Consider the following 11128-nt stretch of genomic DNA (forward strand, 5'->3'; position numbering starts at 1 on the left):
TCGTTTCCGTGCCGGCGCAGGTCCGGCGTGTGGTTCAACACCTGGGTGGACGAAGCGGTGCTGATTGCGCCGTCGCACTGGCGGATCTGGCGGTTCCCCCGCTAGACGCGGACCACACATATATAAAGGACGGTGCGAATCGCGTTGGAACCGCGCCGATCCTTGCGCCGGGTTTTCGCGCCGGCCTCACGATCGCTTCAGGTGAAACGCCCGGACTTCGGTTGATTCTGCCGCTGGGTGGCGGAGAGGGAGGGATTCGAACCCTCGATACAGCTTGAGACCGTATGACGCTTTAGCAAAGCGTTGCCTTCAGCCACTCGGCCACCTCTCCGGTGCGAGCCTTATGCCTCTAATTGCTTGGGCCGGTCAATTTGGAAGCGTGTGTTTTCGCTCGAATATTCCCAGCGATTTTCGAAACAAGACGACTTGGCCGCCGCGCGTGAACGCAACATTGGGAGAATGGGCACCGAGGGAGAAGTGCCTAGCACGATGTTCCGCATTCGGAGCCGTCGATCTCACGTAAGACGCTGAGTTTACGGGAATATTTGATCGGGCGGGGAGGCGGCCCGTCGAAAGTCGATTCGCCTGCCTCCGGCCAGCCGGCCCCCATAATCCTGCGCTTTCATAATAGAGTGTTCGCTGCAGGTGTGCCGCGCGCCCCGAGGTCCGTCCCTGCGTGAAGCTGGAGAGTCGTCGCGCAGGTCGGTGCGCTTTTCGCCGTGAGTCTCCCTTTGATTCCAGGATTCGAGCACCTCCAAGCCCCTTCAGGCCAAGGTCCTCATCTGCGGTGCCTTAAGTGAGGAACTTTGATGGCAAGCGGAACCGTCTCAAAAAAGTAAATGATAACAATAGCTTGCAAAGGCGCTTCGATCACATCTGCGTGTTATTTGTGCAACACCCGTCGGAAAACAAGCCTCATAGGCCCGCTTCGAAGCGTTCTGTTGTTGTGTGTGCAAGGACGTTCGGTAATTGTGACTGAGCGACGGAGGGGGGCATCCCGAGGTCGTCCCGTTTAGGTCATTCGCTTAAGTCCCTCGCGTTCATGCGGGTGTGTCCGAAGACGCGAAGGAGCCAAAAGCGGTGATTTAGAGGGGGTTGGGGAATTGGCCGTCCGGTCAGTGACCTTCCCTGAAGAGCAACTTGGAGGTTTAACATGAAGTTGGTTAAGAGCCTTTTGCTCGGCTCAGCGGCGGGTCTGATCGCCGTGAGCGGAGCGCAGGCAGCCGATCTCCCCGTGAAGGCCAAGGCGGTCGAATACGTGAAGATCTGCTCGCTGTACGGCGCGGGTTTCTACTACATCCCGGGCACCGACACTTGCATCAAGCTGGGTGGCTACGTGCGCGCTGACGCGCTCGCGAACACCAACAGCGACTACGGCATCGGCCAGGGCGCTCCCGCTGGTGCGAAGAACCGCCTGAGCGGTTACTACACGACCCGCGCTCGTATGGACTTCACGGTCGATACGCGTACGGCGACCGAATACGGCGTGGTGCGTACCTACGCCGATATGGTGTTCTCCTACGACACCCCGTCCGTCACCGGCAGCGGCGGCGGCACGACGGCCCCGACCGGTGCGGCTTCGCTCGGCCTCTACCACGCGTTCGTCCAGTTCGCTGGTTTCACCTTCGGTCGTACGGTCTCGATCTTCGACGCTCCGTGGCAGAGCTATCCTGCTGGCGGTCCCGACTTCCTTCCGGGCGGCAGCAACTACGTCACTGGTATCAACCAGGTCGCCTATACGGCCGACTTCGGTCAGGGCATCACCGGTTCGCTGGCGTTGCAGGATCAGTCGACGGGTGCCGGCGGTCAGTCGAACCTCTGGAACGCCACGGCGTTCGCGGCTTCCGGTTCGGTTAGCAGCACGGGCGTCGTCACTGTGACCCCGGCGGCGGCAGCTGCGGCTGCGGCCATGATCCAGGGCCAGTACGGTGTGTCGGACTGGGGTGGTACGCGCGTGCCCGATATCGTCGGTCAGGTTCGTGTCGATCAGGCCTGGGGCCTGTTCCAGCTGTCGGCCGTCGCGCACAACATTCACTCGGGCTACTATGGCGCGACTGAAGTTACCGGCCATCCCGACGACAAGTGGGGCTGGGCTGTGCAGGCTGCTCTGTCGATCAAGAACATCCCGACTGGTGCGGGTGACTCGATCAACTTGCAGGCCGTCTACACCGACGGTGCCTCGCACTACAACTTCCAGAGCCTGTTCCCGCAGACTCTGTTCATGTATGGCGGCAGCGGCGTCGGCGCGTATCAGAGCCTCGCATTCGCTGGTATCGCTGACGGCATCTACGGTGCCGGCACCGGCATCGACACCGTCAAGACCTGGGGCTTCCGCGGTGGTTACACCCACAACTGGGCTCCGGGTTGGGCGTCGGGCATCTACGGTGCCTATGCTCAGCTCAAGTACGGCAACACGGGCAAGGGTCTGATCTGCACGAACTTCGTTGCGGGTCTGGCTCCGTCGCTCGGCGCTGCTGGCTGTAACCCCGACTTCAACCTCGCGGTTATCGGCGGCAACTTGGTCTGGACCCCGGTCAAGGGCCTCGCCTTCACGACGGACGTGAGCTACGTCTGGCTCGACCAGAAGTACTCGGGCACGATCGTTGCTCCGGCGTCTGCCACGATTGCGAAGCCTGCAGCTACCTATGAGCTGAAGGATCAGGGCAACCTCCAAGTGTTGTTCCGCGCTCAGCGCAGCTTCTAAGATCAATCTTCCGGTTGATCGAAGAACCCCGGCAGGAAACTGCCGGGGTTTTTATTTGCGGGCCGTGCACCGAGTACCTAAATGATAGCTCGTTCGAGAGCACGGTAAGGAGCTTCAGGCCATGAACATTTCGACGATCTGGAGACGGGGGCTGAGCGTGCTCGCCACGACATCGATGGTTGCCGTGGTTACTCCGGTAGTCGCGCCGGTAGCTGCCGCACCCGTGGATTCCGCCTATCCGGTGTGCCTCCAGCAATGGGAGTGGGGCGGCAGCAGCAGGATTTCCTGTAGCTACCCGTCGTGGGAGGCATGCAAGGCGTCCGCGATGGGACTGCCGGCGATGTGCCTCACGAATCCATATTGGTCGCAGCCGACCTCAGCTCGTCCGGCTCACCGCCGATCCGCCCCCGACAGAATGTGGTGAGGATCGAATCCTGAACTCGAGCATGATCCGGAAAAGTGCTCAGCGGTTTTCCGAAAAGATCATGCTCAAACGACATCCTAAAGCGCGAAGACGATTCATCCTGATCGCGTCGCGCTTCGGGAAGCGGGGTCTCGCGCCCGCGTAGAACCCCGCGCACGCTCGACGAGAGCGGTCAGATCACCATCTTGGACCCTTCCACTCCTGGAAGGCATAGGTCGGGTTCAGGCCGCAGCCATCAATGGTCCCCGACGCGGTCGCCATGCACTGGCTGTAAGTGGAAAACTGGCAGTTGCCAGGATATCCCCACCGCTGCCCTTGCAGGCAATAGCGATCCTGAATGCCGGTCGGCTGTACCCCTGGCCGGGGATGGCGGTCCTTGCCGTAGGCGGTCGAGCCGCCCGGAAGACCGGACAGGATCACGGCTGCCATCGCGAATGCACCGACTACGCGCAACATGACACGTCTCCAGATTTGTAGTGCCTGCCAACCGGCGAGCGGCACGGCTTGTTCCAATTCTATCGCCATGCGGTCGCCAGAGTAATGCAATTCTGCCGAAGCCCGCGGCCACGGCTCGGGGCAGGACCGGCTTCGTCGACATATCTTATTCCACGCTGGCGGTGCCGCGGCGCAGATCGGCCTCGATCTGCAGGCGCGAGCCGCCGCCAAAGCGGGCGCGGTAGACCTGAAGATTCTCCATGATCCGCTGCACGTAATTGCGCGTCTCCGAGAACGGAATCAGCTCGACCCAATCGACTGCATCCACCTTCGGGTCGCGCGGGTCGCCGTAGCGATCGATCCACTTCTTCACGCTGCCGCGGCCGGCATTGTAGGCGGCAAAGGTCATGATGTAGGAGCCGCGGTAATCCTCGAGCAGTCCGCCGAGCTCGGCCGAGCCGAGCGTGGCGTTGTAGACCGAATCGTTCTTCAGCCGGCCCAGATCGTAAGTCGCGCCGTGGCGCTTGCAGACATAGCGCGCGGCGTCCGGCGTCACCTGCATCAGCCCATAGGCCTGCGCCGGCGAGACCACCGACGGGTTGAACGCGCTCTCCTGGCGCGCGATCGCGTAGATGATGCTGCGCTCGACCTCGGGCCCGATCGGCGTGAACTGCGGAATGCCGTTGACGGGATAGGCATAGAAGTCGAACGGCAGGCCGCGGTTGAGCGCGGCCTTGCCGAGCAGCAGCATGCCGCGCGCGTCGCTGTAGCGCTGGGTCAGTTCGCCGAGACCGGCAAGCGCTTCGGGATCGCCGTTTTCACCCATGTCCGCGAGCAGAGGTATCGCCATCTCGCGCTCGTCGAGCTCGTAGAGCAAATGCGCGGCGCGCACGATCTCCAGGCGTTCGGCACCGCGCCCGCGCGGCTGGCTGTTGAGCTCGATCTGCGGCAGGCCGAGCTTTGCGCGTGCGAGCTGGCCGTAATAGCTGGTCGATTGTTCGGCAGCCCGCGCATAGGCGTTGCGCGCCTCCTGCTGGCGGCCCATCGCCTCCGCGGCGCGGCCCTGCCAATAGCCGGCGCGCGCCAGTGCGGTCGGATTGACACTGCCGACGCCGATGCGGGCGAAATGCTGCGCGGCGGCGGCGGGGTCGTTGAGGAAGCGCAGCGCGATCCACCCGGCGGTGAACTCCTGCTCGGTCTTGTAGATGTCGCGCGAGGGCAGCGCGGCATCGCGCGCGATCAGATAGGCGCTGCGGAATTCCTCGGTGTCGATCATCTTGCGCGCCAGAAGGCGCCGCTCGATCCACCATTCGTCGAGATTGTGGAGCCGGCCCGGATCCTTGGGCGCGGACAGCATCAGCTGCGCCGCTTCCGCGAACTTCTCCTCGCGGCGCAGGAGCTGGATCTTGCTGAAGGTGAAGCCGGGATCGTTGTGCAGCTCGCGCGGTACGGCATCCAGCAGCGCGCGCGCGTTCGGCGCCTTCTTGACGGCGGCGATGCGAGCTTTGGCGAGTGCGACATAGCCGGCGCCGAGGCGCTTTGCGGCGCGCAGCGCGGCCTCGTTCTCGCTGCCGTAGAGCAGCGTGTCCATCCGCGCCTTCTGATCGCCCGGCGTCAACAGGGCGCCGAACTGGTCGAGCGCGTTGTTCTCCGTGTCCTCCGACATCGGATCGCTGCGCCAGGCCTCGCGCACCAGCCGCTCGGCATTGGCGCGGTCGCCGCGGGCCAGCATCGCCTTGGCGAGCGTGAAGCGGCCCTTGGCGGAAATGGGGGACTCGTTCTCGAACCACGACCACGCGACGGAATCGTCGCGCCTGTCGTCCCACATCGCAGCTTCGAGGCGCCGGCGCAGAAAGGTCTGCGACGGCCAGCTCGGATTGGCGGAGATGAAGGCGCGGTAGCGCTCCACGGTTGCGCCATTGTCCTCGCTGCGCAGGATGATCCATTCCGCGAGTTTTCGCGCGACCGGATCCGAGATGCTTGCGCTCGCGTTGGTGGCTTCACCCGCCTTGCGCTTGCGCACGAGCTCGATGACGCTCTCCAGGGTCTCCTTGTCGCCCTGCGACGTCGACGACGTCGCAGCGACCGCAGCCGGTATCACCGGCTTGCGCGGCGCTGCATGCTGGCGGGTGGCGGGCGCCAGCACCGGAGCTGCGATGGGCCTTGCGGCCGGGGCGGCCGGTCCGACGGTGGCCGTCGAAGCCGGGGCGGGCGCTGGTTTGGGGGCCGAACCGCTGGCGGCGGGGTGCGGCTTCGGCGCCGTCGCCGCAGGCTTGGCTGCCGCCGCCGGATTCGCTGTTGCCGCAGGCTTGGCTGCTGCCGCGGGCTTCGCTGCCGCCGCGGGAGTCACTGCTGCCGCGGGCTTGGGCTTGTCCTTGGCGGGTTCCTTTCCGGTGTCCTTGGCAGCCTTCTTCCCGGCATCCTTGGCCGGGGCGCTGGCCGTGCCCTTGTTGGCGCCCTTGGCGGCATCCTTCGGCGTTTCCTTGGGTGCTTCCTTGCCGGCTCCCTTGGACTGGTTCTTGGCGACCGGCTTTGCGGAATTCTTCGCGTCCTCCGCCGTCGGCTCGTTGGGCTTGGCCAAAGCCGCACAGCCGACCGACAGCCCTGCCATCAGGCACACGACCAGACCGGTGGATCGCCAAGCGGCGCGAGGGAATGAGGTCACGGGTTTCGTCGCCCCGAATCAGTCAAGTGGCTCAAGATCTATCTGTATTTGATTGAATATGCGGACAAAATACCAACAGCCGCTTACCGCGGGCCGATTTGCACCACCACCGCGGCAAAATCGCGGCCTAAACGGTGCGTCACACGGAAGCGGGCCTTTTACCGGCGGGATAGACCCGATATGAATGGCGCTTGCTCGAGAGATAGCCGCGTACGGAGGAAGTCCATGGCAGCCAAGACGAAATTCCGGGGGTCGTTCACCGCCTTGGTCACGCCGTTCAAAAACGGTTCGCTGGACGAGGCCGCGTTCCGCTCGCTGGTCAACTGGCAGATTTCAGAGGGCACCAACGGCCTGGTCCCGGTCGGCACCACCGGCGAGAGCCCGACGCTCAGCCATGACGAGCACAAGAAGGTGGTCGAATGGTGCATCGCGGAGGCCAAGGGGCGCGTGCCTGTCATCGCGGGGGCCGGCTCCAACTCGACGAAGGAGGCGATCGAACTCTCCCAGCACGCCGAGAAGGCGGGCGCGGACGCCGTGCTGGTGGTGACGCCCTATTACAACAAGCCGACGCAAGAAGGCATGTACCAGCACTTCAAGGCGATCAACGACGCGATCGGGATTCCGATCATCATCTACAACATCCCGCCGCGCTCGGTGATCGACATGTCGGTCGACACCATGAAGCGGCTGTGGGAGCTGAAGAACATCGCCGGCGTCAAGGACGCCACCGCCAGCATGGTGCGCGTATCGCAGCAGCGCGCGGCGATGGGAGAGGAGTTCAACCAGCTCTCCGGCGAGGATGCCACCATCCTCGGCTACATGGCCCATGGCGGCCACGGCTGCATCTCGGTCACCTCGAACGTCGCGCCGCGCCTGTGCTCGGAGTTCCAGGCGGCCTGGGCCAAGGGCGACGCCAAGGCGGCGCTCGCGATCCACGACAAGCTGATGCCGCTGCACAACAACCTCTTCATCGAGAGCAATCCGGCCCCGATCAAGTATGCGATGTCGCTGCTCGGCAAGCTGGACGAGACGCTGCGGCTGCCGATGGTGCCGGTTTCCGAGCCGACCCGCGTTGCGGTCCGTAGCGCGATGGTGCACGCTGGCCTGATCAACTGACGCGCTCGCATCGGGGGCCGTTCATGAGCGTCGAGGAAAGGGGCACGCGCATGCTCAAGGAGTTCCGCGAATTCGCCATGAAGGGCAACGTCGTCGATCTCGCGGTCGGCGTCATCATCGGCGCGGCCTTCGGTGCCATCGTCACGTCGCTGGTCGGTGACATCATCATGCCGATCATCGGCGCGGTCACCGGAGGCCTCGACTTCTCGAACTACTTTGCCCCCTTGTCGAAGGCGGTCACCGCCACCAACTTAGCTGATGCGAAAAAACAAGGCGCCGTACTTGCTTACGGCAGCTTCCTGACACTGACGATCAACTTCATCATCGTCGCCTTCGTGTTGTTCCTGGTGATCCGCGCCATGAACACCTTGAAGCGCAAGGAGGAGGCCGCCCCCGCCGCTCCGGCGAAGCCGTCGGCCGAGGTCGAGCTGCTGACCGAAATCCGCGATCTCCTCAAGAAGTGACGCGCGCGCTTCATCCGAACTGTTAGCTTCGCTGCGCATCTCGATCAGGTTTACCTGTCATGGCCGATAAAAACGAACGTCCAATCAAGGTCATGGCGGAAAATCGCAAGGCCCGCTTCAACTATGCGATCGAGGACACGATCGAGGCGGGCATTGCGCTGACCGGTACCGAGGTCAAGTCGATCCGCAACGGCAAGAGCACGATTGCGGAATCCTACGCCGATTCCAAGGACGGCGAGATTTGGCTGATCAACGCCACCATCCCCGAATATCTGCAAGGCAACCGTTTCAATCACGAGCCCAAGCGGCCGCGGAAATTGTTGCTCCACCGCCGGCAGATCAACAAGCTGATGGGCGCGGTCGATCGCGAGGGCATGACGCTGATCCCGCTGAAGCTCTATTTCAACGAGCGTGGGCGCGCCAAGCTGCAGCTCGCGGTTGCAAAGGGCAAGAAGCTGCACGACAAGCGCGAGACCGAGAAGAAGCGCGACTGGAGCCGGGAGAAGGGGCGCCTGATGCGGGCGAGGGGCTGACGAAAATGGCGCAGCGGAACCTGCTCGAGGTCGATTGGACCCAGATTCCGGCGCCCGAAGACGACGGCGGTGCCGCCCATCTCGTGGGTATGATTTTGCCTCCGATCGGCTTGCTCGCGACCGACGACACGTCGGTCACGCTGTCGGCACTGCGCGGTCGCACCGTGGTGTTCGCCTATCCGCGCACGGGCGAGCCCGGCAAGATCGCACTGGTCGACGATTGGGACATGATCCCGGGTGCGCGCGGTTGCACGCCGCAGACGTGTGCGTTTCGCGATCTGTTTGCCGAGTTGAAGGCCGCGGGTGCCGCCCACGTGTTCGGCCTCTCGACCCAAAGCAATGAGTACCAGACCGAGATGGCCTCACGGCTGCATCTGCCGTTTCCGGTGCTGTCGGACGAGAAGCTGGCGCTGACGCGCGCGCTGAAGCTGCCGACGATGGACGTCGCGGGCCTGACGCTGATCAAGCGCCTCGCGCTCGTGATCGACGACGCACGCATCACGCATGTGTTCTATCCGGTGTTTCCGCCCGACCGGAACGCCGGCGACGTGCTGGACTGGCTGAAGGCCCATCCGGCAAAGCCCGCCTAAAGCGCGATGCGATTAGGATGAATCGCCATCGCGCTTTAGGTTGTTGTTTAAGCATGATCTTTTCGGAAAACCGCTGAGCACTTTTCCGGATCATGCTTTAGTCGAGATCCGCCTTCACCTTCGCGAACACCGATCGGAACATGTCGGCCGTCAATACGCCCGTATTCGTGTTGTAGCGCGAGCAGTGATAGCTGTCGTAGAGCTTGAACGGGCCGGCCTGATGCACGGCGCCATGCCCGAAGGGGGCCTGAGAGGCCTTCAGCTTCAGCGGCTTGAGCACGCTGTCGTGCGCAATTCGTCCGAGCGCGATGATCGCGCGCAGCTTCGGCATCGTCTCCAGATTTGCGACCAGAAACTGCCGGCAGGTATTGATCTCCACCGGCAGCGGCTTGTTCTGCGGCGGCACGCAATGCACGGCGTTGGCGATCCGGCAGTCGATCAGCTTCAGGCCGTCATCGGGACGCGCCTGATACGTGCCCTTGGCAAATCCGTATTCGAGCAGCGTGGCATAGAGCAGGTCGCCGGCATAGTCCCCGGTGAAGGGCCGCCCCGTGCGGTTGGCGCCCTGCATTCCCGGCGCGAGGCCGACGATCAAAAGGCGCGCCTTGATGTCGCCGAAGGGCGCGACCGGTGCATTGTGCCACAACGGCTCGCGCGCCCGGTTCGCCTCGCGAAAGGCGACCAGGCGCGGACAGAGCGGACAATCGCGGTCGGGAACGACGGTGGAAGGCTGGCGGCTTGACGGGGCCGCCTCACTCCTCGAAGTCGTCATCGCCCCTCGGCGCCATCGTGGTTGCGCGCTGGAGGAATTGCGGGGCGTGGTGGCGTTCGCCACGCTCACCGCGGTCACGCGGGGCGGGGCGTTCGGACGGATCGCGGCCGAGCTTGGATTGCAGCTCGACGAGGTCGGTGAAGACGTCGGCCTGGCGGCGCAGCTCGTCGGCGATCATGGGCGGCTGGCTGGCGATGGTGGAGATCACGGTGACCCGCACGCCGCGGCGCTGCACGGCCTCGACCAGGGAGCGGAAGTCGCCGTCACCGGAGAACAGCACCATCTGGTCGATGTGCTCGGCGAGCTCCATGGCATCCACGGCGAGCTCGATATCCATGTTGCCCTTGACCTTGCGGCGGCCGGAGGCGTCGATGAACTCCTTGGTCGCCTTGGTGACGACCGTGTAGCCGTTGTAGTCCAGCCAGTCGATCAACGGGCGGATCGAGGAGTACTCCTGATCCTCGATGATCGCGGTGTAGTAGAAAGCCCGCAACAACGTACCGCGGCTCTGAAACTCCTTCAGCAGGCGCTTGTAATCGATGTCGAAGCCCAGAGTTTTCGCCGTCGCATAGAGATTGGCTCCGTCGATGAAGAGCGCGATCTTGTCGGTAGAGGAAGGTGACATTCAGTTTGCTCGCGTAGAGTTCGTGATTGATCGTTTATTGTTGGCGCGGCGACAGCAGGCCGCGCATTTCTAAAGTGCCGCTAGGACCCGTCGAAACCGTAAATCCGGAGAAGTCGGGGCAATCAAGGTATAGTTATGGCGGACTTTCATATCTCCGGCGCCGCCCTCAATGGCAGCCCGGGAAACCACCCATCCCAGCCCCAATGTGGGGGTACCAGAGCCGTTTGGCGAGGCCAAATCACAAATTGGCCTTGCGAAACCGTCCCGGCCCCTATAACTAGCCCCAATCATCCACATATTTCGTCCCACCCACAACGGAGCGACAGTCCATGGCTCGCGTCACCGTAGAAGATTGTATCGACAAGGTCGACAACCGGTTTGACTTGGTCCTGCTGGCCGCCCACCGTGCCCGCATGATCTCGTCCGGTTCACAACTAACGGTTGACCGCGATAACGACAAGAACCCTGTTGTGTCTTTGCGCGAAATTGCCGAGACGACCATTTCGCCTGAGGACCTCCGCGAGGAGCTGGTGCACTCGCTCCAGAAGTTCGTCGAGGTCGACGAGCCCGAGCCGGATACGGTGCCGCTGATCGGTTCCGCGGGTGCAAGCGTCGATGCGGACGATACCGAAGTCGCCGTCGAGCGCATGACCGAAGAGGAGCTCCTGAAGGGTCTCGAAGGCCTCGCGCCGCCCGAGGAGCAGCCCGAGGAAGACGAGTAAATCGTCGGTCGCGATCGTCGACTTCCTGTGATTTCATCAAAGGCCCGAACGGTTGTTCGGGCCTTTGCTTTTGTTGAC

The 11128-nt window shown here is 63.3% G+C and carries 11 protein-coding genes and 1 tRNA gene; 7 read left to right on the forward strand and 5 right to left on the reverse strand.

Annotated elements, in window-relative coordinates:
• Positions 1–238 precede the first annotated feature (238 nt).
• A tRNA-Ser gene (locus ACFDR6_RS24995) sits at positions 239–331 on the reverse strand.
• Positions 332–1153: 822 nt separating this feature from the next.
• On the opposite strand from ACFDR6_RS24995, the gene ACFDR6_RS25000 reads away from it, so the two are divergent.
• Together ACFDR6_RS25000 and ACFDR6_RS25005 are read left to right on the forward strand one after the other, a co-directional pair.
• A complete protein-coding gene (locus tag ACFDR6_RS25000; RefSeq protein ID WP_212089613.1) occupies positions 1154–2704 on the forward strand; it encodes a porin in 1551 nt (516 codons plus the stop codon).
• A 121-nt stretch (positions 2705–2825) separates the two neighbouring features.
• The gene (locus tag ACFDR6_RS25005) at positions 2826–3128 is read left to right on the forward strand and encodes a DUF3551 domain-containing protein (protein WP_375848614.1); all 303 of its coding nucleotides are present in this window, start codon (positions 2826–2828) and stop codon (positions 3126–3128) included.
• Positions 3129–3305: 177 nt separating this feature from the next.
• Here ACFDR6_RS25005 and ACFDR6_RS25010 read toward each other — a convergent pair whose 3' ends face one another.
• Positions 3306–3584, reverse strand: a complete 279-nt coding sequence (locus ACFDR6_RS25010) for a DUF3551 domain-containing protein (RefSeq protein ID WP_375859875.1) — start codon at positions 3582–3584, stop codon at positions 3306–3308.
• Positions 3585–3729: 145 nt separating this feature from the next.
• Positions 3730–6174, reverse strand: coding sequence for a lytic transglycosylase domain-containing protein (locus ACFDR6_RS25015; protein ID WP_375860020.1), 2445 nt, complete (start codon positions 6172–6174; stop codon positions 3730–3732).
• A 279-nt stretch (positions 6175–6453) separates the two neighbouring features.
• Between ACFDR6_RS25015 and dapA the strand changes: the two genes are divergently transcribed.
• The 4 genes from dapA to ACFDR6_RS25035 are packed head-to-tail and all read left to right on the forward strand — an operon-like array spanning position 6454 to position 8931.
• On the forward strand, positions 6454–7344 hold the full coding sequence (dapA, locus tag ACFDR6_RS25020; protein ID WP_317243772.1) for a 4-hydroxy-tetrahydrodipicolinate synthase: 891 nt from the start codon (positions 6454–6456) through the stop codon (positions 7342–7344).
• 23 nt (positions 7345–7367) lie between these two features.
• Entirely contained in the window at positions 7368–7808 is a 441-nt protein-coding gene (gene mscL / locus ACFDR6_RS25025; protein WP_317243773.1) for a large conductance mechanosensitive channel protein MscL, read from the forward strand.
• 59 nt (positions 7809–7867) lie between these two features.
• Positions 7868–8341, forward strand: coding sequence for an SsrA-binding protein SmpB (smpB, locus tag ACFDR6_RS25030; protein ID WP_027530006.1), 474 nt, complete (start codon positions 7868–7870; stop codon positions 8339–8341).
• 5 nt (positions 8342–8346) lie between these two features.
• Entirely contained in the window at positions 8347–8931 is a 585-nt protein-coding gene (locus tag ACFDR6_RS25035; RefSeq protein WP_317243774.1) for a peroxiredoxin, read from the forward strand.
• A 97-nt stretch (positions 8932–9028) separates the two neighbouring features.
• Here the strand turns inward: ACFDR6_RS25035 and ACFDR6_RS25040 are convergent, their stop codons facing one another.
• Both ACFDR6_RS25040 and ACFDR6_RS25045 read right to left on the reverse strand, forming a co-directional pair.
• Positions 9029–9703, reverse strand: a complete 675-nt coding sequence (locus ACFDR6_RS25040) for a uracil-DNA glycosylase (protein ID WP_317243775.1) — start codon at positions 9701–9703, stop codon at positions 9029–9031.
• Positions 9684–10328 carry a LabA-like NYN domain-containing protein gene (locus ACFDR6_RS25045; RefSeq protein WP_063194883.1) on the reverse strand — a complete coding sequence of 215 codons (645 nt, stop codon included), beginning with the start codon at positions 10326–10328 and terminating at the stop codon, positions 9684–9686. The genes ACFDR6_RS25040 and ACFDR6_RS25045 overlap by 20 nt, the downstream gene beginning before the upstream one ends.
• 329 nt (positions 10329–10657) lie before the next feature.
• Between ACFDR6_RS25045 and rpoZ the strand changes: the two genes are divergently transcribed.
• Positions 10658–11050 (forward strand): DNA-directed RNA polymerase subunit omega, encoded by a 393-nt coding sequence (gene rpoZ, locus ACFDR6_RS25050; RefSeq protein ID WP_007603391.1) that lies wholly within the window; start codon positions 10658–10660, stop codon positions 11048–11050.
• The last annotated feature ends 78 nt before the right edge of the window (positions 11051–11128 follow it).

Source organism: Bradyrhizobium tunisiense, assembly GCF_042263385.1.
GTDB lineage: Bacteria > Pseudomonadota > Alphaproteobacteria > Rhizobiales > Xanthobacteraceae > Bradyrhizobium > Bradyrhizobium tunisiense.

What these genes read in the sequence shown, in the direction of transcription:
- ACFDR6_RS25000 (WP_212089613.1), top strand. Translation starts at nt 1,154, where the DNA reads ATGAAGTTGGTTAAGAGCCTTTTGCTCGGCTCAGCGGCGGGTCTGATC.
- ACFDR6_RS25005 (WP_375848614.1), top strand. Translation starts at nt 2,826, where the DNA reads ATGAACATTTCGACGATCTGGAGACGGGGGCTGAGCGTGCTCGCCACG.
- ACFDR6_RS25010 (WP_375859875.1), bottom strand. Translation starts at nt 3,584, where the DNA reads ATGTTGCGCGTAGTCGGTGCATTCGCGATGGCAGCCGTGATCCTGTCC.
- ACFDR6_RS25015 (WP_375860020.1), bottom strand. Translation starts at nt 6,174, where the DNA reads ATGGCAGGGCTGTCGGTCGGCTGTGCGGCTTTGGCCAAGCCCAACGAG.
- dapA (WP_317243772.1), top strand. Translation starts at nt 6,454, where the DNA reads ATGGCAGCCAAGACGAAATTCCGGGGGTCGTTCACCGCCTTGGTCACG.
- mscL (WP_317243773.1), top strand. Translation starts at nt 7,368, where the DNA reads ATGAGCGTCGAGGAAAGGGGCACGCGCATGCTCAAGGAGTTCCGCGAA.
- smpB (WP_027530006.1), top strand. Translation starts at nt 7,868, where the DNA reads ATGGCCGATAAAAACGAACGTCCAATCAAGGTCATGGCGGAAAATCGC.
- ACFDR6_RS25035 (WP_317243774.1), top strand. Translation starts at nt 8,347, where the DNA reads ATGGCGCAGCGGAACCTGCTCGAGGTCGATTGGACCCAGATTCCGGCG.
- ACFDR6_RS25040 (WP_317243775.1), bottom strand. Translation starts at nt 9,703, where the DNA reads ATGACGACTTCGAGGAGTGAGGCGGCCCCGTCAAGCCGCCAGCCTTCC.
- ACFDR6_RS25045 (WP_063194883.1), bottom strand. Translation starts at nt 10,328, where the DNA reads ATGTCACCTTCCTCTACCGACAAGATCGCGCTCTTCATCGACGGAGCC.
- rpoZ (WP_007603391.1), top strand. Translation starts at nt 10,658, where the DNA reads ATGGCTCGCGTCACCGTAGAAGATTGTATCGACAAGGTCGACAACCGG.